The following is a 26,627-nucleotide window of genomic DNA, read 5'->3' on the forward strand; positions in this document are numbered from 1 at the left end:
CGCGCTATCGACCTCGGACAACGTCGGTGGGCCTCTTAATGGAAAGTGTGGTTTCCGTGACCGGTTCTGATGGTGAGCTGATCGAGGCACTGCGTGTGTCGCTCAAGGAGAACGAGCGGCTCAAGCAGCGGATCGAGACGTTGGTGACGCGTTCGTCCGAGCCGATCGCGGTGGTGGGTATGGCGTGCCGGTTTCCGGGTGGGGTGGATTCGCCGGAGGACTTGTGGGATGTGGTTGCCGGTGGTCGGGATGTGGTGTCGGGGTTTCCGGTTGATCGGGGTTGGGATGTGGCGGGTTTGTTCGATCCTGATCCTGATGCGGTGGGCAGGTCGTATACGCGGTCCGGGGGTTTCCTGCATGACGCGGCGGGTTTTGATGCGGGGTTTTTTGGGATTTCGCCGGGTGAGGCGTTGGCGATGGATCCGCAGCAGCGGTTGTTGTTGGAGTTGTCGTGGGAGGCGTTGGAGCGGGCTGGTGTTGATCCGGTGTCGTTGCGTGGTTCGGCGACGGGTGTGTTTGCGGGGTTGATTACGCAGGCGTATGGGATTGATGCTGGTGATGCGGTGGATGGGTATCGGTCGACGGGGTTGCAGTCGAGTGTGGCGTCGGGGCGTGTGTCGTATGTGTTGGGGTTGGAGGGTCCGGCTGTTTCGGTGGATACGGCGTGTTCGTCGTCGTTGGTGGCGTTGCATTTGGCGGTGCAGTCGTTGCGGTCGGGTGAGTGTGATGTGGCGTTGGCGGGTGGGGTGACGGTGATGGCGTCGCCGACGGTTTTTTCGGAGTTCAGTCGGCAGCGTGGGTTGTCGGTGGATGGGCGGTGTAAGGCGTTTTCGGGGTTGGCTGATGGGACGGGGTTTGCTGAGGGTGGGGGGTTGTTGGTGGTGGAGCGGTTGTCGGATGCGCGGCGGTTGGGGCATGAGGTGTTGGCGGTGGTGCGGGGTTCGGCGGTGAATCAGGATGGTGCGTCGAATGGTTTGACGGCGCCGAATGGTCCGTCGCAGCAGCGGGTGATTCGTTCGGCGTTGGCGGGTGCGGGGTTGTCGCCGTCGGATGTGGATGTGGTGGAGGCGCATGGGACGGGGACGACGTTGGGTGATCCGATCGAGGCGCAGGCGGTGTTGGCGACGTATGGGCAGGGTCGGGAGTGTCCGTTGTGGTTGGGGTCGGTGAAGTCGAATCTGGGTCATACGCAGGCTGCGGCGGGTGTGGCTGGTGTGATCAAGATGGTGGAGGCGATGCGGCATGGGGTGTTGCCGCGGACGTTGCATGTGGATGAGCCGACGCCGCATGTGGATTGGTCGGCTGGTTTGGTGGAGTTGTTGGTTGAGGAGCAGGTGTGGCCGGGGGATGGTGGCAGGCCGCGGCGGGCTGGTGTGTCGTCGTTCGGGATCAGTGGCACGAACGCGCATGTGATTCTTGAGCAGGCACCAGCGTTGGAGGCGGTCCCGGAACCGGCAGGCATGAGGTTGCCGGTGGTGCCGTGGGTGCTGTCAGCGAAGAGTGATGCGGGTTTGACGGATCAAGCACGCCGACTGCTGGAGCACCTCCAGTGCCATCCTGAGCTGGACGTGGTCGATGTCGGTCATTCGTTGACCCATCGGTCGGTGTTCGAGCATCGGGCTGTGGTGGTCGGTGCTGATCGGGAGGAGCTGGTCCGGGGGCTGGTGGGTCTGGTCGAGGGGGAGCCTGGGCGGGGTGTGGTGCGGGGGCGTGCGGCGGGTGAGGGCAAGACGGCTTTTGTGTTCCCGGGGCAGGGGTCGCAGTGGCTGGGTATGGGCGCGGAGTTGTATGCGGATTGTGCCGCTTTCGCTGAGGTGTTTGATGTGGTGGTGGGGGAGTTGGATCGGCATCTGCGGCTGCCGTTGCGTGAGGTGATGTGGGGTGAGGATGCGGGGTTGCTGGATTCGACGGAGTTTGCGCAGCCGGCGTTGTTCGCTGTGGGGGTGGCGTTGTTCCGTGTGTTGGAGGGTTGGGGTGTGTGTCCGGATGTTGTGGTGGGGCATTCGGTGGGTGAGTTGGCGGCGGCGCATGTGTCGGGTGTGTTGTCTTTGGCGGATGCGGCGGTGTTGGTGGTGGCGCGGGGTCGGTTGATGCAGGGGTTGCCTGCGGGTGGGGCGATGGTGGCGGTTGAGGCCAGTGCGGAGGAGGTGGCGGAGTCGCTGGTGGAGGGTGCTGTTCTTGCTGCGGTCAATGGTCCGGATGCGGTGGTGGTTTCTGGTGTGGAGGAGGCTGTGGGTGAGGTTGCGGCGGGGTGGCGGGAGCGGGGGCGCAGGGTTCGTCGGTTGGCGGTGTCTCATGCGTTTCATTCGCCGTTGATGGATCCGATGCTGGGTGGGTTCGGTGAGGTTGCGGCGGGGGTGTCGGTGGGTGTGGCGGAGATTCCGCTGGTGTCGAATGTGAGTGGTGAGTGGGCTCAGGATGGTTATGGTTCGGCTGAGTACTGGGTGGATCATGTGCGGCAGCCGGTGCGGTTCGCGGATGGTGTGCGGTGTCTGGTATCGGCTGGTGTGACTCGGGTTGTCGAACTGGGTCCGGCCAGTGGGCTGACGGCCACCATTCCATCCGCGCTGACCGTTCCCGTGCTGCGGAAAGAGCGCCCAGAAGCGTTCTCTGCGATCGCCGCGTTGGGACAGCTGGCGGTAGCCGGCGTGGGTGTCGATTGGCGTGCTGTCATCGGACCTGGTGCGCGGCGGGTGCCGTTGCCGACGTATGCGTTTCAGCGGTCCCGGTACTGGTTGCGCGGGTCCGGTGCGCCGGGGGACGTGAAGCGGTTCGGGTTGGAGGGAACCGAGCACGCGTTGCTGGGTGCGGTGGTCGAGCAGCCGGATACCGGCGGGATGGTGCTGACCGGCTGGCTGTCGACGGCCGCGCAACCGTGGCTGGCGGATCACGCGGTGGCGGGAACGACGGTGTTCCCCAGCACGGCGTTCGTGGAATTGGGCATCCGCGCCGGGGACGAGGTGGACTGCGGTGTCATCGAAGACCTGACGCTGCGGGCGCCGTTGGTGTTGCCGACCGAGGGCGGTGTGCGGATTCGGGTGGTCGTCGGCGAGGTCAGCCAGAACGGTCGTCGCCCAGTGGCGATGTATTCGCGTGGCGGCACTGAATGGGTCCTGCACGCCGAGGGCGAATTGAGCTCGGAAGAATCGTCGGCCGACGCCACAGATCTGTCGGTGTGGCCGCCCGAAGGCGCGGTCGCTGTCGACATGACCGATGTCTATGGGCGTCTGGCTGATCGTGGCTATGAGTACGGGCCTGCTTTCCAGGGGTTGCGTGCGGTGTGGCGGCGGGGTGAGGAGTTGTTCGCCGAGGTTTCTCTCCCGCAGGACACGGAGGTGAGCGACCTCGGGGTGCATCCGGCGCTGCTGGACGGCGTACTGCATGCGTGGCACATCAACGACATCAGCACCGCTGAAACGGTCCTTCCGTTTGCGTGGGAGGGGGTGTCGTTGTGTGCGGCGGGTGCGGTGGCGGTGCGGGCGCGGATCGCGCCGGTGGGGCCGGGTGCGGTGTCGGTGGAGTTGGCGGATACTGCGGGTCTGCCGGTGCTGTCGGTGCGGTCGATGACGTCTCGTCCGGTGTCCCCGGAGCAGCTGCGGGCAGCGGTCGAGGCCGCTGGTGGGGTGTCGGACCGGTTGTTCGAGGTGGTGTGGTCGCCCGCGTCGGTTGGTCAGTCCGGTGCGGCGGGCGGTGGGGCGGATGTGGTGGTGTTCGAGGTGGGGGCGGGGTCGGATGTGGGGGTGGTGGCGGGGGTGTACGAGGCCACGCACCGCGTGCTGGGGGTTGTGCAGTCCTGGTTGTCGGGTGGCGCGGGCGGCAAGCTGGTCGTTGTCACACGTGGGGCGGTGGGTCTGCCCGGCGAGGGTGTCGCTGATCTCGCCGGGGCGGCGGTGTGGGGTCTGGTGCGCTCGGCGCAGACGGAGAACCCCGACCGGATCGTCCTGGTCGACACCGACACCGACACCGACACCGACGCTGACGTCGACATCGCTGCGATCCTCGCCACCGGTGAGCCACAGCTCGTCGTTCGTGCCGGAACGCTTTACGCTCCGCGTCTGAGCGGGGTGCCGGTCACCTCCGCCCGTCCGACGCCCGTCGGCTCGTTGGCTGAGGGCACGGTGTTGGTCACCGGTGGTACGGGGATGGCCGGTGCGGTGCTGGCCCGGCACCTGGTGCAGGCGCACGGCGCACGTCATCTGCTGCTGGTCAGTCGTCGCGGTGAGTGGGCCGATGGTGCTGGGGAGCTGGTGGCCGAGTTGTCCGAGCTGGGGGCCGATGCTCGGGTTGTGGCGTGTGATGTGGCCGACCGGTCCGCGTTGGAGCGGGTGCTGGCGGACATCCCGGAGGACCGGCCACTGGCCGGGGTGGTGCATGCGGCTGGTGTGCTGGACGACGCGGTGATCGGCTCCCTGACACCGGAGCGGGTCGACGTGGTGTTGCGGGCGAAGGTCGACGCGGCGTGGAATCTCCATGAGTTGACACGTGGCCTGGGCCTGTCGATGTTTGTGCTCTTCTCTTCCATGGCGGGGACGGTCGGCGCACCGGGTCAGGGCAACTACGCCGCCGCCAACACCTTCCTCGACGGCTTGGCGGCGCACCGGCGTGCCCTCGGGCTGCCCGCGGTCTCGTTGGCGTGGGGTCTGTGGGCCGAGGCCAGTGCCATGACCGGGCACTTGGGTGCGGAGGATCTGGCCCGGCTGGGACGAGGTGGTGTGCAGCCCATGGCCGCACATGAGGCGACCGAACTGTTCGACGTGGCGCTGCTCGCCGACCGGGCGCACATGGTGCCGGCGCGCATCGACGTCACCAGGTTGCGGGACCGATTGGCGAGTGGACTGGTGCCCCCGTTGCTCGCCGGGTTGGTGCGCGGCCGGGTGCGCCGGACGGTCGACACTGCTCGTGCTGCGGAGTCGGCGTTGGCGCAGCGCCTGGACGGAGTGTCCGCAAGCGAGCAGGACGCGGTGGTGCTTCAGCTGGTACGTTCGCACATCGCCGCTGTGCTCGGGCATGCGGGCGCCGACGCCGTCGATCCGGACCGGGCCTTCCAGGACCTCGGATTCAGCTCGTTGACTGCGGTCGAACTCGGCAACCGGCTCAACAACGCCACGGGTCTGACGCTGCCGACCACCCTCGTCTTCGACTACCCCACGCCCAACGCGCTCGCGCGGCACATCCGCGAAAAGATCACCGGCACCCGGTCGCAGGTCCGGCGCGCACCGGCCGCTGCCGCCAGTCTCTCCGAGCCGATCGCGGTGGTGGGTATGGCGTGCCGGTTTCCGGGTGGGGTGGATTCGCCGGAGGACTTGTGGGATGTGGTTGCCGGTGGTCGGGATGTGGTGTCGGGGTTTCCGGTTGATCGGGGTTGGGATGTGGCGGGTTTGTTTGATCCTGATCCTGATGCGGTGGGGAGGTCGTATACGCGGTCTGGTGGTTTTCTGGCGGATGCGGCGGGTTTTGATGCGGGGTTTTTTGGGATTTCGCCGGGTGAGGCGTTGGCGATGGATCCGCAGCAGCGGTTGTTGTTGGAGTTGTCGTGGGAGGCGTTGGAGCGGGCTGGTGTTGATCCGGTGTCGTTGCGTGGTTCGGCGACGGGTGTGTTTGCGGGGTTGATTACGCAGGCGTATGGGATTGATGCTGGTGATGTGGTGGATGGGTATCGGTCGACGGGGTTGCAGTCGAGTGTGGCGTCGGGGCGTGTGTCGTATGTGTTGGGGTTGGAGGGTCCGGCTGTTTCGGTGGATACGGCGTGTTCGTCGTCGTTGGTGGCGTTGCATTTGGCGGTGCAGTCGTTGCGGTTGGGTGAGTGTGATGTGGCGTTGGCGGGTGGGGTGACGGTGATGGCGTCGCCGACGGTTTTTTCGGAGTTCAGTCGGCAGCGTGGGTTGTCGGTGGATGGGCGGTGTAAGGCGTTTTCGGGGTTGGCTGATGGGACGGGGTTTGCTGAGGGTGGGGGGTTGTTGGTGGTGGAGCGGTTGTCGGATGCGCGGCGGTTGGGGCATGAGGTGTTGGCGGTGGTGCGGGGTTCGGCGGTGAATCAGGATGGTGCGTCGAATGGTTTGACGGCGCCGAATGGTCCGTCGCAGCAGCGGGTGATTCGTTCGGCGTTGGCGGGTGCGGGGTTGTCGCCGTCGGATGTGGATGTGGTGGAGGCGCATGGGACGGGGACGACGTTGGGTGATCCGATCGAGGCGCAGGCGGTGTTGGCGACGTATGGGCAGGGTCGGGAGTGTCCGTTGTGGTTGGGGTCGGTGAAGTCGAATCTGGGTCATACGCAGGCTGCGGCGGGTGTGGCTGGTGTGATCAAGATGGTGGAGGCGATGCGGCATGGGGTGTTGCCGCGGACGTTGCATGTGGATGAGCCGACGCCGCATGTGGATTGGTCGGCTGGTTTGGTGGAGTTGTTGGTTGAGGAGCAGGTGTGGCCGGGGGATGGTGGCAGGCCGCGGCGGGCTGGTGTGTCGTCGTTCGGGATCAGTGGCACGAACGCGCATGTGATTCTTGAGCAGGCACCAGCGTTGGAGGCGGTCCCGGAACCGGCAGGCATGAGGTTGCCGGTGGTGCCGTGGGTGCTGTCAGCGAAGAGTGATGCGGGTTTGACGGATCAAGCACGCCGACTGCTGGAGCACCTCGAGTGCCATCCTGAGCTGGACGTGGTCGATGTCGGTCATTCGTTGACCCATCGGTCGGTGTTCGAGCATCGGGCTGTGGTGGTCGGTGCTGATCGGGAGGAGCTGGTCCGGGGGCTGGTGGGTCTGGTCGAGGGGGAGCCTGGGCGGGGTGTGGTGCGGGGGCGTGCGGCGGGTGAGGGCAAGACGGCTTTTGTCTTCCCCGGACAGGGGTCGCAATGGCTCGGCATGGGCGCCGCACTCATCGACACGTCACCGATATTCGCGGAAAAGATGCGTGCCTGCGCGACCGCTCTCGACGAGTTCGTGGACTGGTCATTGATCGATGTGCTGCGAGGTGCTGACGGAGCCCCTTCGCTCGATCGCGTCGACGTCGTGCAGCCCGCGTTGTTCGCCGTGATGGTCTCGCTGGTCGAACTGTGGCGGTCGGCCGGTGTGCGTCCGGACGCCGTGATCGGACACTCCCAGGGTGAGATCGCCGCCGCGCACGTGGCCGGTGCGCTCTCGCTGCGTGACGCCGTCCGTGTGGTCGCCTTGCGGAGCCGGCTGCTGACCGCCCTCTCCGGAGCCGGCGGCATGGTCTCCCTCGCGTGTGGAGTGGAGCAGGCGAAGAAGCTGATAGGGCGTTGCGGCCACCCGCTGAGCATCGCAGTCGTCAACGGTCCCGCCGCGGTCGTGGTGGCAGGCGAACCGGCCGGGCTGGACGACCTGATGGCACGTTGTGCGGCCGAGGACGTACGCGCCCGCCGCATCGACGTGGACTACGCCTCGCACTCGGCACAGGTCGAGGCGATCCGAGAGGAGCTGCTCGCCGCGTTGTCCGGCATCGAGCCGTGTACCACCGAGATCTCGTTCTTCTCGACGGTCACGGGAGACCTGCTCGACACCGACGTGCTGGACGGCGACTACTGGTATCGAAACATCAGGCACACGGTGGAATTCGCAGCCGCCGTGCGCTCCGCCCGTGGTCAGGGATACCGGTTCTTCATCGAGGCCAGCCCGCACCCGGTGCTGATCGCGGGTATCGAGGACGCCGCCGACGATCGTGCGGACGACCATGGGGAAGCCGTCGTCATCCCGTCCCTCGGACGTGGCGATGGCGGGCTGGACCGATTCCTGACTTCACTGGGTGCGGCCCATGTCCGGGGTGCCCGTGTCGATTGGCGTGCTGTCATCGGACGTGGTGCGCGGCGGGTGCCGTTGCCGACGTATGCGTTTCAGCGGTCCCGGTACTGGTTGCGCGGGTCCGGTGCGCCGGGGGATGTGAAGCGGTTCGGGCTGGAGGGAACCGAGCACGCCTTGCTGGGTGCCGTGGTCGAGCAGCCGGACACGGGCGGGGTGGTGCTGACCGGCCGGTTGTCGACGGCGGACCAGCCGTGGCTGGCGGATCATGCGGTGGCGGGGACGACATTGTTCCCCGGTACCGGGTTCGTGGAGTTGGCGATCCGCGCCGGCGACGAGGTGGGTTGCGGTGTCGTCGAAGAGTTGATGCTGCGCGCGCCGTTGGTAGTGCCGGCCGAGGGCGGGGTACAGATCCGGGTCGTCGTCGCCGGGGAGGCGGAGCAACGCCCTGTGGCGGTGTATTCGCGCAGCGACGTCGGCGATACGGACTGGGTTCTGCACGCCGAAGGCACATTGGGCTCGGGTGACCCGGCATCGAACGTCGCCGACCTGTCGGTGTGGCCACCCGTGGAGGCGGTCGCTGTCGACATGACCGATGTCTATGGGCGTCTGGCTGAGCGTGGTTATGAGTACGGGCCTGCTTTTCAGGGGTTGCGTGCGGTGTGGCGGCGGGGTGAGGAGTTGTTCGCCGAGGTTTCTCTTCCGCGGGAGATGGAGGTGAGCGACCTCGGGGTGCATCCGGCGTTGCTGGATGCCGTGTTGCATGCGGTGGTGGTGGCTGCTGGCGGGGTGGAGATGGCGCTTCCGTTCGCGTGGGAGGGGGTGTCGTTGTGTGCGGCGGGTGCGGTGACGGTGCGGGCGCGGATCGCGCCGGTGGGGCCGGGTGCGGTGTCGGTGGAGTTGGCGGATACTGCGGGCCTGCCGGTGCTCTCGGTGCGGTCGATGATGTCTCGCCCGGTGCCCCCGGAACAGCTGCGGGCAGCGGTCCGGGCCGCCGGTGGGGTGTCGGACCGGTTGTTCGAGGTGGCGTGGTCGCCTGCGCCGGACGGCCGGCCCCGCGCGGTATCGGCGGTGTCGTGGGAGGAGTTCCGTAAGACGGGCGGTGGGGCGGACGCCGTGGTGTTCGAGGTGCGGTCGGGATCGGATGTGGGGGTGGTGGCGGGGGTGTACGAGGCCACGCACCGCGTGCTGGAGGTTGTGCAGGCGTGGCTGTCGGGTGCGGGGGTCGGCAAGCTGGTCGTTGTCACACGTGGGGCGGTGGGTCTGCCCGGCGAGGGTGTCGCTGATCTCGCCGGGGCGGCGGTGTGGGGTCTGGTGCGCTCGGCGCAGACGGAGAACCCCGACCGGATCGTTCTGGTCGACACCGACACCGACACCGACACCGACACCGATGCCGACACCGGTGCGATCCTCGCCACCGGTGAACCACAGCTCATCGTCCGTGCCGGGAAGATCCACATCCCCCGCCTCACCACCGCGTCCCTCGACGGTGTCCTGGCCCTGCCGGAAGGACCCGAGGCATGGCGGCTGGGGCTCACCGAGAAGGGAACGCTGGAAAACCTGACCATCGAGCCCTTCCCGGAGGCGGAGGCCCCGCTGAGGACGGGCGAGGTCCGCGTCGCGGTACGGGCCGCCGGCATGAACTTCCGCGATGTGCTGATCGCCCTCGGCATGTACCCCGACGAGGACGCCGTGCCGGGTGGCGAGGGCGCCGGTGTGGTCGTGGAGGTCGGGCCCGGGGTGACCGATCTGGCGGTTGGGGACCGTGTGATGGGCGTGCTGGTGGGCACCGGTCCGCGAGTCGTGACCGACCACCGTCTGGTCGTCACCATGCCCACGGGATGGTCCTTCCCCCAGGCCGCCGCCGTCTCCGTGGCGTTCCTGACCGCGTACTACGCACTGGTGGATCTGGGCAGGGTGCGGACCGGTGAATCCTTGCTCGTACACGCGGCGACGGGCGGCGTCGGCCTGGCGGCGCTCCAACTGGCTCGGCACTTGGGTCTGGAGGTGTTCGCCACGGCCAGCCCCGGCAAGTGGGACACCTTGCGAAACCTGGGATTCGACGACGACCACATCGCCAATTCGCGGACGGTCGAGTTCGAGCGGAAGTTCCTGGCGAGCACGGGCGGTCGTGGCATGGACGTGGTCCTGGACTCGCTCGCCGGCGAGTTCGTCGACGCGTCGTTGCGGCTGCTGCCTCGTGGCGGGCGATTCCTGGAAATGGGCAAGACTGACGTACGGAACGCCGAGTCGGTCGCGGAGACACATCCCGGAGTCCGCTACCGCGCGTTCGATCTGTTCGAAACGGGAGCCGGGCGGATTCGAGAGATCCTGACCGAGCTGCTTCGTCTCTTCGAGGCGGGAATCCTGCGGCCGCTGCCGGTCACCACCTGGGATGTGCGCAACGCCCCGGCTGCGTACCGATTCCTCAGCCAAGCACGGCACACGGGAAAACTCGTGCTCACGATGCCCGGCTCGTTGGCTGACGGCACGGTGTTGGTCACCGGTGGTACGGGGATGGCCGGTGCGGTGCTGGCCCGGCACCTGGTGCAGGCGCACGGTGTGCGTCATCTGCTGCTGGTCAGTCGTCATGGCGCGCGGGCCGATGGCGCTGGGGAGCTGGTGGCCCAGTTGTCCGAGCTGGGGGCGGATACTCGGGTGGTGGCGTGTGATGTGGCCGACCGGTCCGCGTTGGAGCGGTTGCTGGCGGACATCCCGGAGGACCGGCCGCTGGCCGGGGTGGTCCACGCGGCTGGTGTGCTGGACGACGCGGTGATCGGCTCCCTGACACCGGAGCGGGTCGACACGGTGCTGCGGGCCAAGGTCGACGCGGCGTGGAATCTCCATGAGGTGACGCGTGGCCTGGGCCTGTCGATGTTTGTGTTGTTCTCGTCGATGGCGGGGACGGTCGGCGCACCGGGTCAGGGCAATTACGCCGCTGGGAATACCTTCCTCGATGGCTTGGCGGCGCACCGGCGTGCCCTCGGGCTGCCCGCGGTCTCGTTGGCGTGGGGTCTGTGGGCCGAGGCCAGTGCCATGACCGGGCACTTGGGTGCGGAGGATCTGGCCCGGCTGGGACGAGGTGGTGTGCAGCCCATGGCCGCACATGAGGCGACCGAACTGTTCGACGTGGCGCTGCTCGCCGATCGTGCGCACATGGTGCCGGCCCGCGTCGACGTCACCGGGTTGCGCAAGCAGGCCGCGAGTGAGGTGCTCCCACCGCTGTTCGCCGGGTTGGTGCGCGGTCGGGTGCGTCGGGTCGTCGACGGCGATCGCGCGGCGGCGGCGTCGATGTCGGCGTTGGCGCAGCGGCTGCACGGGCTGCCCGCGGACGAGCAGGACGCGGTGGTGCTTGAGCTGGTGTGTTCGCACATCGCTACCGTGCTCGGACATGTGGCGCCCGACGACGTCGCTCCGGACCGGGCCTTCCAGGACCTCGGTTTCGACTCCCTGACGGCGGTCGAGCTGCGGAACCGGCTGAAGAGCGCCACCGGCGTGGCCCTGTCGGCCACGGTGGTGTTCGACCACCCCACGCCCAAGGCGCTGGCCCGGCACATCCAGGACAACATCGCGACCGACACGCCCCGGTCGGCGCCGCATTCGGATCCGCAGGACGAGGAAGTCCGGAAGTTGATCGCCTCCATCCCCATCGGCCGACTGCGTCAGGCGGGCGTGCTCGAAACACTGATGAATCTGGCGAATGTGGAGAACGGCGTGTCGACAGCCCCGGAACCACAAGGAAAAGATCTTGCGGATATGGACCTGGAAGATCTTCTCGGTGTCGCCCTCGGCGACCACGACGATATACAGGTGACTGACTGATGCGCACCAAAGTGGACCAGGCCACGGAAGCCCTGCGTAAAGCGCTGATGCAGGTCGAGCGCTTGAAACAACAGAACAAGGCCCTCGCCGCGAGTCTGTCCGAGCCGGTCGCGGTGGTGGGTATGGCGTGCCGGTTTCCGGGTGGGGTGAATTCGCCGGAGGACCTGTGGGATGTGGTCGCCGGTGGCCGGGATGTGGTGTCGGGGTTCCCGGTCGATCGGGGCTGGGATATGGAGCGGTTGTTCGATCCTGATCCTGATGCGGTGGGCAGGTCGTATACCCGGTCCGGGGGTTTCCTGCATGACGCGGCGGGTTTTGACGCGGCGTTTTTCGGGATTTCGCCGGGTGAGGCGTTGGCGATGGATCCGCAGCAGCGGTTGTTGTTGGAGTTGTCGTGGGAGGGGTTCGAACAGGCGGGGATCGATCCACTGACGTTGCGCGGTAGCGCAACCGGAGTGTTCGCCGGTATTGCGACCCAGGGCTACGGGATCGTGTCGGACGGGAGCGCGGAAGGCCACCGAATGACCGGCTTGACGTCGAGTGTGGCGTCGGGGCGTGTGTCGTATGTGTTGGGGTTGGAGGGTCCGGCTGTTTCGGTGGATACGGCGTGTTCGTCGTCGTTGGTGGCGTTGCATTTGGCGGTGCAGTCGTTGCGGTCGGGTGAGTGTGATGTGGCGTTGGCGGGTGGGGTGACGGTGATGGCGTCGCCGATGATTTTTTCGGAGTTCAGTCGGCAGCGTGGGTTGTCGGTGGATGGGCGGTGTAAGGCGTTTTCGGGGTTGGCTGATGGGACGGGGTTTGCTGAGGGTGGGGGGTTGTTGGTGGTGGAGCGGTTGTCGGATGCGCGGCGGTTGGGGCATGAGGTGTTGGCGGTGGTGCGGGGTTCGGCGGTGAATCAGGATGGTGCGTCGAATGGTTTGACGGCGCCGAATGGTCCGTCGCAGCAGCGGGTGATCCGTTCGGCGTTGGCGGGTGCGGGGTTGTCGCCGTCGGATGTGGATGTGGTGGAGGCGCATGGCACCGGCACCACACTGGGTGATCCGATCGAGGCCCAGGCTGTTCTCGCGACGTATGGGCAGGGTCGGGAGTGTCCGTTGTGGTTGGGGTCGGTGAAGTCGAATCTGGGTCATACGCAGGCTGCGGCGGGTGTGGCTGGTGTGATCAAGATGGTGGAGGCGATGCGGCATGGGGTGTTGCCGCGGACGTTGCATGTGGATGAGCCGACGCCGCATGTGGATTGGTCGGCTGGTTTGGTGGAGTTGTTGGTTGAGGAGCAGGTGTGGCCGGGGGATGGTGGCAGGCCGCGGCGGGCTGGTGTGTCGTCGTTCGGGATCAGTGGGACGAACGCGCATGTGATTCTTGAGCAGGCACCCGCGTTGGAGGCGGTCCCGGAGCCGGCAGGCATGAGGTTGCCGGTGGTGCCGTGGGTGCTGTCTGCCAAGAGTGACGCGGGTTTGACGGATCAAGCACGCCGACTCCTGGAGCACCTCCAGCGCCATCCTGAGCTGAGCGCTGCCGATGTGGGCTTTTCCTTGGCGGGGCGGTCGGTGTTCGAGCATCGGGCTGTGGTGGTCGGTGCTGATCGGGAGGAGCTGGTCCGGGGGTTGGTGGGTCTGGTCGAGGGGGAGCCTGGGCGGGGTGTGGTGCGGGGGCGTGCGGCGGGTGAGGGCAAGACGGCTTTTGTGTTCCCGGGGCAGGGGTCGCAGTGGCTGGGTATGGGCGCGGAGTTGTATGCGGATTGTGCCGCTTTCGCTGAGGTGTTTGATGTGGTGGTGGGGGAGTTGGATCGGCATCTGCGGCTGTCGTTGCGTGAGGTGATGTGGGGTGAGGATGCGGGGTTGCTGGATTCGACGGAGTTTGCGCAGCCGGCGTTGTTCGCTGTGGGGGTGGCGTTGTTCCGTGTGTTGGAGGGTTGGGGTGTGTGTCCGGATGTTGTGGTGGGGCATTCGGTGGGTGAGTTGGCGGCGGCGCATGTGTCGGGTGTGTTGTCTTTGGCGGATGCGGCGGTGTTGGTGGTGGCGCGGGGGCGGTTGATGCAGGGGTTGCCTGCGGGTGGGGCGATGGTGGCGGTTGAGGCCAGTGCGGAGGAGGTGGCGGAGTCGTTGGTGGAGGGTGCTGTTCTTGCTGCGGTCAATGGTCCGGATGCGGTGGTGGTTTCTGGTGTGGAGGAGGCTGTGGGTGAGGTTGCGGCGGGGTGGCGGGAGCGGGGGCGCAGGGTGCGTCGGTTGGCGGTGTCTCATGCGTTTCATTCGCCGTTGATGGATCCGATGTTGGGTGGGTTCGGTGAGGTTGCGGCGGGGGTGTCGGTGGGTGTGGCGGAGATTCCGCTGGTGTCGAATGTGAGTGGTGAGTGGGCTCGGGATGGTTATGGTTCGGCTGAGTATTGGGTGGATCATGTGCGGCAGCCGGTGCGGTTCGCGGATGGTGTGCGGTGTCTGGTATCGGATGGTGTGACTCGGTTTGTCGAACTGGGTCCGGCCAGTGGGCTGACGGCCACCATTCCATCCGCGCTGACCGTTCCCGTGCTGCGGAAAAAGCGCCCAGAGGCTTCTTCCGTGATCACGGCGTTGGGACAGCTGGCGGTGAGCGGTGTGCGGGTCGAGTGGCGCCGAGTGTTCGCCGGAAGCGTTGTCCGACGCGTGCCGTTGCCGACGTATGCGTTTCAGCACCGTCGGTTCTGGTTGTCGGGCCCGACAGCGCCGGGTGATGTGTCGAGGCTCGGATTGGACAGTGCCGGACACGCGTTGCTGGGTGCGGTGGTCGAGCAGCCGGATACCGGCGGGGTGGTGCTGACCGGCTGGCTGTCGACGGCCGCGCAACCGTGGCTGGCGGATCACGTGGTGGCGGGAACGGTGTTGTTCCCCGGCACCGGATTCGTGGAATTGGCGATTCGCGCCGGGAACGAGGTGAAGTGCGACGCGCTGGAGGAGCTGATGCTGCGGGCGCCGTTGGTGTTGCCTGCCGAGGGCGGGGTGCGGATCCGGGTGGTCGTCGGCGACGTCGGCCAGACCGGTCGCCGTCCGGTGGCAATGTACTCCCGGAGCGGGGAGGCAAGCTGGGTACTTCACGCCCAAGGCGTTCTGGGCCCTGCCGCAGTTCCGCGCTCCCCGGCGGACACCACGGACCTGTCGGTGTGGCCACCCGTGGAGGCGGTCGCTGTCGACATGACCGATGTCTATGGGCGTCTGGCTGATCGTGGCTATGAGTACGGGTTTGCTTTTCAGGGGTTGCGTGCGGTGTGGCGGCGGGGTGAGGAGTTGTTCGCCGAGGTTTCTCTTCCGCGGGAGATGGAGGTGAGCGACCTCGGGGTGCATCCGGCGTTGCTGGATGCCGTGTTGCATGCGGTGGTGGTGGCTGCTGGTGGGGTGGAGATGGCGCTTCCGTTCGCGTGGGAGGGGGTGTCGTTGTGTGCGGCGGGTGCGGTGGCGGTGCGGGCGCGGATCGCGCCGGTGGGGCCGGGTGCGGTGTCGGTGGAGTTGGCGGATACTGCGGGCCTGCCGGTGCTCTCGGTGCGGTCGATGACGTCTCGTCCGGTGTCCCCGGAGCAGCTGCGGGCAGCGGTCGAGGCCGCTGGTGGGGTGTCGGACCGGTTGTTCGAGGTGGTGTGGTCGCCCGCGTCGGTTGGTCAGTCCGGTGCGGCGGGCGGTGGGGCGGATGTGGTGGTGTTCGAGGTGGGGTCGGGGTCGGATGTGGGGGTGGTGGCGGGGGTGTACGAGGCCACGCACCGCGTGCTGGGGGTTGTGCAGTCCTGGTTGTCGGGTGCGGCGGTCGGCAAGCTGGTCGTTGTCACACGTGGGGCGGTGGGTCTGCCCGGCGAGGGTGTCGTTGATCTCGCCGGGGCGGCGGTGTGGGGTCTGGTGCGCTCGGCGCAGACGGAGAACCCCGACCGGATCGTTCTCGTCGACACCGACACCGACACCGACACCGACACCGACACCGACCCCGACACCGACACCGACGCTGACGTCGACATCGCTGCGATCCTCGCCACCGGTGAGCCACAGCTCGTCGTTCGTGCCGGAACGCTTTACGCTCCGCGTCTGAGCGGGGTGCCGGTCACCTCCGCCCGTCCGACGCCCGTCGGCTCGTTGGCTGAGGGCACGGTGTTGGTCACCGGTGGTACGGGCATGGCCGGTGGGGTGCTGGCCCGGCACCTGGTGAAGGCGCACGGCGTGCGTCACCTGCTGCTGGTGAGCCGTCGCGGTGAGCGGGCCGATCGTGCCGCGGAGCTGCTGGCGGAGCTGTCGGCGTTGGGTGCACAAACCCAGATCGTGGCGTGTGATGTGGCCGACCGGTCCGCGTTGGAGCGGGTGCTGGCGGACATCCCGGAGGACCGGCCGCTGGCCGGAGTGGTGCATGCGGCCGGTGTGCTGGATGACGCGGTGATCGGCTCCCTGACACCGGAACGGATCGACACGGTGCTGCGGGCCAAGGTCGACGCCGCATGGAACCTGCACGAGGTGACGCGCGATCTGGGCCTGTCGATGTTCGTGCTCTTCTCTTCCATGGCGGGGACGGTCGGCGCACCGGGCCAGGGCAACTACGCCGCCGCCAACACCTTCCTCGACGGCTTGGCAGCCCACCGGCGTGCCCTCGGGCTGCCCGCGGTCTCGTTGGCGTGGGGTCTGTGGGCCGAGGCCGGTGGCGTGACCGGCATGAGCGGGCACTTGGGAGCCGCGGACCTGGCCCGGATGAGCCGCAACGGCCTGCTGCCCATGCCCGCCCACGAAGCGACCGAACTCTTCGACACGGCACTCGCCACCGACCGCGCGAACCTCGTGCCCGCACACATCAACCGGGCGGCGGTCGAGAGTGCGGTGCAGGTGCCACCGCTGTTCCAGGCCCTGGTACCGACTGCCCACCGGCGCACGGTGCCGCAGAAGCCCGACGCGGACCTGCCGGATCTCACCGCCCTGAGCGTCGAGGAACGCCGAGCCCGATTGACCGCCATCATCCGTGAAGAAGTCGCCATGGCTCTGGGGCATGACGGCCCGGATGACATCGACCCGGACGCTCGTTTCGAGGAACTGGGATTCGACTCGATGAGCGCCGTCGAGTTGCGAAACGCCATGACGGCCGTCGTCGGGCGCCCGCTGTCTCCCGCGTTGGTGTTCGAGTACGCGACAACCGCCGCCCTGGCGGACTATCTGGCGACGGAACTGGTGTCGTAGCGAGTGGCGACCGCGGGCACGACCGCGCCCGCACGTGTCCGGTCGGCTCCCCGGCGCTGGTTGCGCCGGCTCAGACGGTGACGACGAGCTTCTTCGCGGAGACGCCGTCCCGGAGCTGCCGCAGGGCATCGGGGATGCGGTCGAGTCCGTGGCCGACGACGGTCGCGTCCGGTGCGGCCTGGTAGACGCCGGTGGCGAGCGCGGTCGGGAGGAAGTCGACGTAGATCGCCGGTCCGACCTCGTTGTCCTTCAGGGTGCCGCCCCAGATGCCGCTCACCCGCACTCCGTGTCGCGGCGCCCGCCATCCCTCGATGCGTGCGAGCAGTGCGGGCTGTGCCGAGGCGACCCGCTTGCTGCCCGTGGTCCGGGCCGCGATCGCGATCGCCTTCCGGAGCGACCCGAATCCGATCGCGAGCGTGCCCGCGAGCGGACTGTCGCCGATCCGCTCCACGATGTCCTCGACGGCGGTGGGGCTGCGGCGGTCGACCGCCTCGGCTGCGCCCAGCGACCGGACGAAGTCGAAGTTGTGCGGTGACGCGGTCGTCACGACCCGGTAGCCGGCGTTGCGGGCGAGCTGGATCGCGTTGCTGCCGACGCTCGTCGAACCGCCCCACACGAGCACCGTCTCCGACCGGTCGACGGGGTCGGCGCCGGGCATCGCCAGCCCGAGGTGGTCCTGCTGGAACATGCCGGTCGCAGCGGTCGAGAGCGTCAGCGGCAGCACGGCCGCCTGCTCGAAGGACAGTGAGTCGGGGATGGGGGAGACCATGTGCTCCATGAGCACGACGTAGTGCTGGAAGGCGCCCTCCGCCGCGCGGTTCTGCGACTTCTCGACGCCGAACGCGTGTCCGAGGACGCGATCGCCCGGTCGCAGCCGCGTCACGCCGGTGCCGACCTCGACAACCTCGCCGGCGACGTCCGAGCCCACGACGGCGGGGAAGGTCAGCCAGGGCAGGACCACGCGGTACAGGAAGCCCTGCATGCCGTCGATGGGGTTCACGGCGATGGCCCGCGCTCGAACGACGACCTCGCCCGCTGCCGGTGGCGTGTACGGGGCGGGCCCCACCTCGAAGCGTGCGCCTCGTTTCGGCAGCCACAGGGCGATGTTCTGATCGGTCATCTTCGGGTCTCTTTCCGCTATGTGATCGCTGGGCCGCGTCGTCGCAGCACGCACGCCGCATCCGCAGACTAGACACCGTCTAGAAACTAGTCAACGCCTACTTCGAGGTGTGGTGGAGCCGTGTCCCATCGGCCGCATCGGCCTCTCGCCATCGATACGAACGGCCGTCGGCCTCGCTCACGGTGAGACCGAGGCGGCGGCATCGGCCCCGGTGACCAGGACGGCGTCCCGGTGGCCCACGCCGTGCTTCCGCGAGCGCACTTCCACCGTCCACAAGCCGGCCGGTGCCCGCAGCTCGCACCGCAGACCGCCCTGCCCGTCGGGTTGCAGTGGTTCGTCGGCGAGCGTCTGGCGGCCGTCCGGGGACAGCAGACGGGCCCTGAGCGCCAGGGCGGGGTCCGCGTCCGGGGTGGTGATCTCCATCGGTTCCCCCGCCACGGCCAGGTCGGGCAGGTCGACGGCGAACTCCGCGTCCGACGCCAGGTATTTCCTGACCTCGACGCTCTGGCAGATCTCGCGCAGGGCGGCCAGAACCGGCCCCTCGTTGGCCAGCGTGGCGTGGCGGAAGGGAAACCAGTGCGTGTACACGGTGGACTCCAGCTCGGCCGGCGTGGCGGAGATCGTGGGGACGGTGGAGTCGCCCTGCCAGTCGCGTGTGTCGTCGAAGGCATGGAGGAAGCGGATCCGGTCGCCCACCACGGACACCCCGTGCACGGTACGCAGTCCGTGCCCGCCCAGCGGGACGAGGCGGTAGCCGGGCTTCTCCGCCTGGTCGTTGCGGGACCGGGCGTTCCTGATCTGCTCATGAAAGCGGAACATGTCCTCGACGGTGGCCGTCGGGAGGCTCAACCGGTCCGCGATACCGGTGGCGTTGAGCGGCCGCGGCCGTGGGCTCTCGGTCACCACCGCCCGGTAGCTCGGCAGGAGTTGACCGAGCGAGGGGAAGCTCCCACAGATCTCCGCGAGCGACTCGCTGATCCACCGGGGTGTCCCCTGCACGAACCGGCCCGTCAGGAAGCGGATCGCCTTGGCGCTGCCTTGGTGCGGGGTGCCGAGCGTGGCGACCGTCCGGGTGATCTCCCGGCCGCCCAGGCACTCGAGGTAGTACTTCACCACCAGACCGCCCATGGAGCGGCATAAGAAGACGACCTTGGGATCGTCCGCGTCCGGATGCCGGCCGCGGTCGATCCGCTCCCGCCACTGAGCCAAACGCCGCTCGACGAACGCCCGGAGCTTCTCCGCCGAGTTCCGGTTGGACAGCCGCCAGTCGTAGCGGAAGACCGCCAGGCGCTCGGGCGGCTGGATGTCCAGGCCCTTCAGCAGATCGCGGTATCCCAGATGGGAAACGAGGCCGGGCAGGACCCGAGGTGCCTCGATCGTGTCCCCCGGGCTCAGGGCGGACTCGCCCTCCGGGTCGCCGTCCTCGATGCCCTCCTGAAGCATGAGGCGTCTGCGGAGCTTGCTCGGTCGCAGCAGCCCGGCGAGCGCCTCGGGCGTGAGGTTCCAGACGTCCCTGCCCTCGTGCAGCAAGGACGTGCCCATGATGCCGGGAACGATGACCACCAAATCGTGTCGCACGCCCGCCCCTTTTCCTCTTCTTTCCTCTTCGGTCGTCTGTCGTCGCGGCCGGGGTCTTCAGACCAGCTGCCTCGGTGGGGTGCCGAGCAGGTCAGCGAGACGATCGGCCGGGAGGAGCACCTGATCGCACCGCGCTCGGTCCTGGACTCCGCCCTGGATCATGAGAGTCACCCCCGCCGCGCTGTGGACAGAGGCCACGTCGTCCACCTCGTAGCCGCGGTGTTCGATGTCCGGCAGCCGCCTGTTGTCCCACACGTCCCACACATGTATCCGGCCGGACTCCTTGCGCCAGCCCAGCAGCAACGGCCGCTCCGGCGGGCCGGCGAAGGTCAGCCCCTGCGCGGCCACCGGCGGTCCGGCCAGAGGCTCGTGCGCGGGCGAGTCGGAGAGGCACTCCGCGATCCATACCTGGCCACCGGCTGTGTAGGCCACCACGGGATGGCCCTGTCCGGTGTCCCGCAGTACCCCGAACGCGGTGGCCGACCGCTCCGAGGGGTCGATACCGTACGGCGCCGGTCCCCGGTCGGGCAGGTTCCAGACCCGGACGGACTCGCCCCCGGCCGCGTACAGCCAGGCCGGCCCGCCGGGCACAGCCCGCACAGCCACCTGCTGCGCGGTCGCGGCCGTGGTGAACGGCCAGGTCTCGGGCGCTTCCCGCCAGTTGCCCCAGTCCTGTCCGCGGCATTCCCAGACCCGTACGCACTGGGTACCGGAAGCGAACAGCCGGACCGTGCCCGCCCCCGTGGCGTGCAGGTCCACGGCACCCACCAGCACATCGTCCTGACCGCCCAGATCGAGTACGGCCGTGGGCCGGACGAGGGGCGGGCCCTCCAGCCGTGGCGGCAGATGCCAGAGGGACGTCGTCCGGCGCACCACGGTGGCGACCAACCAGCCGTCGCGGACCCGGGTGGCGGCGAGCGCGGTGAACTCGTCGTCGCTGTCGCCTCTGTCGTCGCGGAGGCGCAACCGCGCGGCGCGCGGACCCGGCAGCCGGCCGGCGGGGCCGTGCAGGGTCGCCAGCACCTCACGGCCCCGGGCCCGGCAGAGCAGGTGCCCGTCGGAGTCGGAACCAGAGGCCATACGCAGGAGCGGTCGCCCGCCCTCGGTTCCGTGGCCGCGAACGTCCGGGGCATCGCGAACGTCCGGGGCATCGCGAACGTCCGGGGCATCCGGCGCGGCCTCGTCAGCGGCGGGAGGATCCCACAGCCGTACCTGAATCCCGTCGGCGACCAGCAGCCGCCCGCTGCCCGCGGGGTCGAATGCCAGCGAAGGCTGCTGTTCGTCCCCGGGCAGCGGGGTGTGCTCGGTACCGGACAGGCTCCACAGGCGGACGTCGCGTCCTTCCCGCACCCCGGCCAGCACGCCGTGCGGACTGTGTCCCAAAGCCACGGCGCGCTGCCCGCTGGTGGGCGCGCTCAGCACCGGCCCGACGTCGTCCTTCTGGGCCGGGTCCAGGAAGTCCGGCAGCTGCCAGACGCGCAGCGCGCCGCCGCCCGCGGCGGCGATCCAGCCTCCCGTGCCGTCGGTGGAGGCCATCGCCGCCACCGCGCGGGCCGGGCGGCCGTCCCGACGCGCGCCCAGCTGGAGGACGCCGCTGCCGGGCCGGGAGGCGCGGGCCGTGACGTCCCACAGCGTCACGCCATCGGGGTCGCCGAGCACGGCGAGGACCTCGTGGTCCACCGTCAGCAGGACCGCGTCGTACACGTTTCCGGGTAGCCGGACGTGCCGGATGGTCTCGTGGTCCGGAGGCACGTCGGCCGGCCAGCGCCACAGCCACAGCCCGTCGCCGTCCACCGCGGCCACGTAGACCGTGGCTCCGCACCGTACGGCGCACACCGCCTCCGGTGCCCCGCCCCAGTAGAACCGTTCCGTGGGCCAGCGCGCACTGCCCTGCCACACATGGACGGCGTGTCCGTCATGCGCGGCGATCACCTTCCCGGCCACTGTTCCGGGAGGGGCACCGGGAATCGCTCCGCCCGGTGCCACCGCCAGTCCGCGCAGCGGTCCGGGCGCCACCCGGCCGGCCGGGCGGGGGAGGGCCCGGCCCCGGTACTCCCGGCCGTCCGCTCCCCAGGACCGGATCTCCCCGACCCCCGCCGCGTGCACCAGCCCGTCCGAGGAATCCTCCCAGGCCACGGCGAAGGCACCGCCCTCCGGGGCAGGCCAACCGCGCCCGAGCGGCAGGGGGCGCGCGCTCGTCCACAGGTCCTGCCAGAACAGCTCGGGTGGATGCGTCAGGGCCGGCAGCAGCTCCTGCGCCGCGGTGACCAGCGCGGTGGCGCGCAGCATCGCCCACCGCGCGAGGGGATCGGGGCGTGCGCGAAAGTGTCCGGCCACCCGCAGATAGAGCACCGACCGGGTGGTCACGTCGAGTTGTGAGGCGACCAGTGGCTCGAGGACGTCGGGGTCGGCGTAGACGACGAAGGCGTCGTCCTCGACCAGATCGGCGAGGCTGTCATCGCCGGCCAGCGCGGCATGAGTGGCCAGGTGGGTCAGCACATAGGGGTCCGCCCCGGCCCAGCCCGTGTCCGGCGCCGGGCGCAGCGCCCGGCACACCGCGCGGTGCAGGCGCCGGGGATCGGCGTCCCGCCCGACCAGCTGTCCGCCGAAGCTGGGGTGCGCCAGCCGGTAGACGTCCCGGCCGGCCTCCCGGCCACGGACCACCGGTGCGCCCCGGGCGGCATCCAGCACATGCTTCAGGTCCCGCTCGGTGTACTCCCGCCGGGAGGAGAGCCGTACCGCGTTGGCGATGGCGAGCCAGACGCCGGGCTGGGGCAGGCCGTGTCCCTCCGCCAGCGCGAGCGGGCGCAGCACATCGCGGATGCGGTCGGGATCCTCCGGGTCCAGCAGCTCCAGCTCCTCGGCGAACAGCCGCCCCAGACCCATCGTGCCGACCTCCCGGTCGGCGTCGAGTTCCCCAGGACCGTCCGGCAGGCCGCCGCGGCGGGCCACCCGGCGCGCCCACAGCGTGGCCACCAGGAAGATGCCGTTGCTCTCTCGGGCGATGTGCCGGGCCACGGCGGCCAGCCGCCGTCCGCCGTCCACCGTCCGTTCTCCGAAGCCCGCCCGTCGGAGCAGCTGCTCGACATGGCCGGCGATATCGCTCTCGGTCTCCGGTAACTCGTCCAGTACCACCGTGTGGGTGCTGTCCAGTGCGTCGCGCAGGGATTCGGCAGGTGGGCCGCCCGGCAGGTGGCGGCGCGCGTCGGCCCTGGTACCGACCACCACCTTGACCGCGGGGTCGACCGCCAGCCGGTTCAGCAGTTGGCGGGCGATGTCCAGGGGATGGCCGGCGGCGGCCTCGTCCAGGCCGTCGAAGAGCAGCGTCAGGCTGCCCTTGCGTTTCGCCACCTTGACGACTGCTTCCACGGAGGCGGCCGGTGATACGGAACCGAGGGGGCCGGGCAGCGCCAGACCGAGCGGTAGCAGTCGGTGGCACAGCTCCTGGCAGACCGCCGCGAGCGTCTTGCCGCGACAGTGGATCGCGGCATGGATGGAGTTGAGTCCGGGCTGGCTGCCCGGCCGCCGGTCGGCAGGCAGCGACGCGACGAACCCCGGGGTGGTCAGATGGGCCAGATAGGTCAGCAGCGCCGACTTGCCCGCTCCCCATGCGCCGGTCACGGTCAACAGGCCCGAGCTGCGGGTGCCCAGCCAGGTGACCACGGTGTCCAGGACGGTCTCGCGCGGGGCGAAGTCGCGTAGCTCCCAGTCGGCGGCCTCGCCCGCGAACACCGGCAGGGTCTCGTCCCGCAGCTCTTCGCCGATCCAGGTCTCGTCGTCCGGTGGACGGGAGGCCGGTTTGGCGGTCTCCGACCGGTAGGGATTGTGGAAGAAGTTGAGCCGCAGCGGCCGCAGCTCCCTGGCCAGCGGCTCCTGGCTGGCGTCCCACCGCGCACGGTCGTCCACCGCGCGCATCAAGGGCCCGAAGAAGAGATACGGCGTCTCCCGGTCGAAGAGCCGGTGGCCGTACAGCTCCAGGCCCGCCTCGTCGAAGAGGGCGGTCAGTTCGGTGACCCACCGCCCTTCGGCGGCCCGCTGATCCTCCGAGGCGGTGGCCACGACGGCGAAACCGCCGGCCCCACCGCGCTTGCGGAGCAACGCGTCCAACTCGTTGACCGTCTGGGCCAGAGCCGCGCCGGCGAAGCAGGCGTCCAGGATCAACAGGATGTCCGCCGGGTCGTCGGCGAGCCAGGAGATCAGCTCGGCGGCGGTGACGGCGGTACGGGGATCGAACGTCCCGCCGTCCGGATAACTGTCCTGGCACGCCAGGTGATAGCGGTCGTCGTCGGCCTTCTCACCGTGACCGGTCCAGTAGAGGATCTTGCGGGTGGCGGGGTGGGCGCGCAGCCGGCGCACGGTGGCCTCGATCTCGGCCCGCGTGGTGCCGGCCGCCGGGCCGCCCGGCTCGCCCGCGGCGACGCCACCGCCGGTGTTGCGCAACGGGGGTGCGGTGAAGCCGAGCCGGGCTGCCACGTCAAGGAAGGAGCCGGCGGTCACCCGCAGTTGGTGCCGGTCTTGACGCCCCTGGCCGCCGCCCGCGTAACGGTCCACCACTACGGCGGCGACCACGCCTTCCGACTCCACACCCACCCCCGGCGCCCGGACCGTCTCCATGGCGGCAAACACCACTATGTACGAAATAGGTCGAGAACCATAGTTACCCATCCGGCCGCGGATGGGGGAGTATTCGGGAGGAACGAGCGTGACGCGAGGCTCGCCCCGGCGGCAGGACCGGCAGGGCGGACGAAGGAGAGCGGATGGCGCAGCGGGACAAGTTCGTCGTGGGATCCCGGACCACCGACTGCCACGTCTTCGAGGGAGACGGCACCCGGGCCATCCTCGAGGAGAACGTGCACATCCTGTACGAGCGCGGACGCCGACGGGTCAAGCTGCCCGCGGTCGTGCAACGCTGGCGGGACGAGACCGCGGAGCGGGAAGCCCGCAAGGAAGCGGCAGGGCTGCCCCACCGCTGGAACAATCCCCGCTTCGCGGTGGAGAGCGTGGAGATCGCACGTACGCACGAGCGTGAGGAACCCGTCGTCCGGATGCAGCTGTGCGATGCCGACTACTTCGACTTCCTCGCCACGTCGCACAACCTCGACCGGCCACTTCGGGAAGGCTCGGCCGAGACACTGCGCACCCAGTATCTGGAGAACACCGATCCGGTGACCGTGGAACCGTTCCTGTCCTGCAGTTTCGGGGTGAACATCGCCGTGGAGACGGAGCCGGACCGGAAGATGGTCTTCTCCCGCCGGAGCGCGCAGGTCTCCGGCCGGTATACCGATCACTGGAACTCCTCCGCGAACGAAGGGCTCGCCAGCATCCATGACGTGCCCGAGGACGGCTCCCGCATCAGCCTGCACGCGGTGGCGCGCCGGGCGCTGCGCGAGGAGTTGGCGATCCAGGCGGACGACGCGGTGGAGCTGGAGTTGCTGGCCTTCGCCCTGGACCTGAGCAACCACCAGTGGGCGGCGTTCTTCCGGGCGGTGTTGAAGGATCTCACCGCGGACGACCTGCTGGCCCGGCGCGCCCGCGGGGTGGAGGACAAGTGGGAGCACGCGGGCCACGAGTTCGTGTCCGCCGACCCGGACAGCGTGCTGGACTTCATCCTCAGCAGGCCGGAGGAGGAGTGGACACCGTGTGCGCCGGCGCTCTTCTATCTGGCGCTGGTCCGTGGCGCCGTCATCGCCCGAGGCGGGAATCCTTCCGGCCGGCTGGACGTCGAGGCGGCCGAGCGGCGCGCCCTCGCCCGCCTCGCCACCGCACCAGGACGCTGATCCGCGCGGGCCGCCCCGGTGACGCCCGAACGGTCGTCTCCCGCAGCCGTGCTGCCATCTGTGAGATCCGTCAGATCCGTCAGAAGATGTTCTTCTCCCGGTGCTGACGGCGCAGCGCCGTGAACTCCTCACGGACTTCCTCGGCGGTCAGGCCATGCTTGCTCCGGACCATCAGATCGGCCAATGTGTCCCGGGATTCCATGAAGCCCTGCCACTTCTGCTGGGGTTTGAGCCAGGTGTCGAGCGCGGTGAGCACGGCCACGGCCAGGGCCAACGCCGGCACCCACGCGACCAGGAAGCTCCCTTTGCCGTCACTGAGATTCTGGTCGGCTGCCACGACGGCGCTGGCGACGATGAGCAGAATGCGCGACAGGTAGTAGGTCACCCCGTAGTTGACCGTGGCCACCCGCCACCGCCGCATCTCCCGATGTATTTCGGCGGACAGCTCCTCCTGTAGCCCGTCCGCCCCGGTCTCCGGCCCACCCCCGCCGCCCCCGGCCGTCTGTGCGCTCACCTGTCTCCCCCATTCCGCCCATGGACATCGCGCGGCACACGCAGTCGCTGTCTTCGACTGCCCTCTACCCCTGGCCTATCCGGCGTACGCCCACAGATGAGGGCACATCGGCAGCCTCATGCCCGATCCACAGCGCGTGCGGCCATGGCGATGCTACTGCTGCCCTTCGGCGACACCCTGGTGGACCGGATGATCGAATTTGCGGACCTGCCCTGGAGCCTGCGGGCCTTCGAGGACGCGTTCGCGCGCACCGGCTGGTGTGACGGCGAAGCCCCCGGACCCCGCCGTGGCCTGCGATCACCCGACCGCCGCACGGGGGTGCTTCATAGAGCACCCCTTCGCGTATGTCACCGATCCGGTGGACCGGGAGGAGTGGGACAACGGGTTCGGCACCTTCCACACTCGGCCCGATGTGGGCCCCGAAGCCGCGGCCGAGGACTTCGCGGCCCAGTACCGTCGGGTGTCCGGGATGCTCCGCACCCGGCTCGGCGCCCCGCTGCCCGAGGGCGCGTACCAGTCCCTGGGGACAGGTTCCAGGTGTGGGAGCGGGGCGACTCCTGGGTGGTGCTGCTCGTCGCCGAGGACCACATCACGTACGGCGCGTACGACCGGGCGGGCAGGCATCCCGGTCGGCCGGACCATCGTCGACACGCTCGCCCAGTTCCGGGCCGGCGCCCGCTCCCTGGCCCATCCGGAGTACCTCGTGCCCGCTCTCAGCGGCACCGGTATCGCCGACGGCTGACCGGCCCACGCCGCCGTACCGGCGTGGCCGGAGGAAGAAAAACGGCCAACTTCCAGGCCCCGCGTTCCGGGTGTTGTCGGCCTCACGGCCCGCTCCTAGAGTGGGAGCGCTCCCACGGCGTATGACGGGCCGCGATCGAGGTCTGGGGGCGGCTT

General features: G+C 69.0%; 7 protein-coding genes and 1 pseudogene. 4 read left to right on the plus strand and 4 right to left on the minus strand.

What is annotated here, in order from left to right; all coding sequences use genetic code 11:
• The first annotated feature begins 56 nt into the window (after nucleotides 1–56).
• Together PS467_RS38865 and PS467_RS38870 are read left to right on the plus strand one after the other, a co-directional pair.
• Entirely contained in the window at nucleotides 57–11,570 is an 11,514-nt protein-coding gene (locus tag PS467_RS38865; RefSeq protein ID WP_311039226.1) for an SDR family NAD(P)-dependent oxidoreductase, read from the plus strand.
• Nucleotides 11,570–16,741 carry a type I polyketide synthase gene (locus PS467_RS38870; protein WP_311039227.1) on the plus strand — a complete coding sequence of 1,724 codons (5,172 nt, stop codon included), beginning with the start codon at nucleotides 11,570–11,572 and terminating at the stop codon, nucleotides 16,739–16,741. The genes PS467_RS38865 and PS467_RS38870 overlap by 1 nt, the downstream gene beginning before the upstream one ends.
• 70 nt (nucleotides 16,742–16,811) lie before the next feature.
• Here PS467_RS38870 and PS467_RS38875 read toward each other — a convergent pair whose 3' ends face one another.
• From PS467_RS38875 to PS467_RS38885, 3 genes are all read right to left on the minus strand, one after another.
• Nucleotides 16,812–17,861: a zinc-binding alcohol dehydrogenase family protein gene (locus tag PS467_RS38875; protein WP_311039228.1), complete on the minus strand. Its 1,050-nt coding sequence runs from the start codon at nucleotides 17,859–17,861 to the stop codon at nucleotides 16,812–16,814.
• 177 nt (nucleotides 17,862–18,038) lie between these two features.
• Nucleotides 18,039–19,439: an esterase/lipase family protein gene (locus PS467_RS38880; protein ID WP_311039229.1), complete on the minus strand. Its 1,401-nt coding sequence runs from the start codon at nucleotides 19,437–19,439 to the stop codon at nucleotides 18,039–18,041.
• A 57-nt stretch (nucleotides 19,440–19,496) separates the two neighbouring features.
• Nucleotides 19,497–24,053 carry a hypothetical protein gene (locus PS467_RS38885; RefSeq protein WP_311039230.1) on the minus strand — a complete coding sequence of 1,519 codons (4,557 nt, stop codon included), beginning with the start codon at nucleotides 24,051–24,053 and terminating at the stop codon, nucleotides 19,497–19,499.
• Nucleotides 24,054–24,196: 143 nt separating this feature from the next.
• Here PS467_RS38885 and PS467_RS38890 point away from each other — a divergent pair, with 143 nt between their 5' ends.
• Entirely contained in the window at nucleotides 24,197–25,216 is a 1,020-nt protein-coding gene (locus PS467_RS38890; RefSeq protein ID WP_268976368.1) for a translation initiation factor 2, read from the plus strand.
• Between the two features lie 79 nt (nucleotides 25,217–25,295).
• Here PS467_RS38890 and PS467_RS38895 read toward each other — a convergent pair whose 3' ends face one another.
• On the minus strand, nucleotides 25,296–25,730 hold the full coding sequence (locus tag PS467_RS38895) for a DUF4231 domain-containing protein (protein ID WP_311039231.1): 435 nt from the start codon (nucleotides 25,728–25,730) through the stop codon (nucleotides 25,296–25,298).
• 625 nt (nucleotides 25,731–26,355) lie between these two features.
• On the opposite strand from PS467_RS38895, the pseudogene PS467_RS38900 reads away from it, so the two are divergent.
• Nucleotides 26,356–26,472 (plus strand): annotated as a pseudogene (locus PS467_RS38900) (VOC family protein); the annotation flags it as partial.
• Nucleotides 26,473–26,627 lie beyond the last annotated feature (155 nt).

The organism is Streptomyces luomodiensis (genome assembly GCF_031679605.1).
Taxonomy (GTDB): Bacteria; Actinomycetota; Actinomycetes; order Streptomycetales; family Streptomycetaceae; genus Streptomyces; species Streptomyces luomodiensis.

Bases quoted from the DNA above. Each gene is read 5' to 3' on its own strand.
- PS467_RS38870 (WP_311039227.1), top strand. From the start codon at position 11,570: ATGCGCACCAAAGTGGACCAGGCCACGGAAGCCCTGCGTAAAGCGCTG.
- PS467_RS38875 (WP_311039228.1), bottom strand. From the start codon at position 17,861: ATGACCGATCAGAACATCGCCCTGTGGCTGCCGAAACGAGGCGCACGC.
- PS467_RS38885 (WP_311039230.1), bottom strand. From the start codon at position 24,053: ATGGAGACGGTCCGGGCGCCGGGGGTGGGTGTGGAGTCGGAAGGCGTG.
- PS467_RS38890 (WP_268976368.1), top strand. From the start codon at position 24,197: ATGGCGCAGCGGGACAAGTTCGTCGTGGGATCCCGGACCACCGACTGC.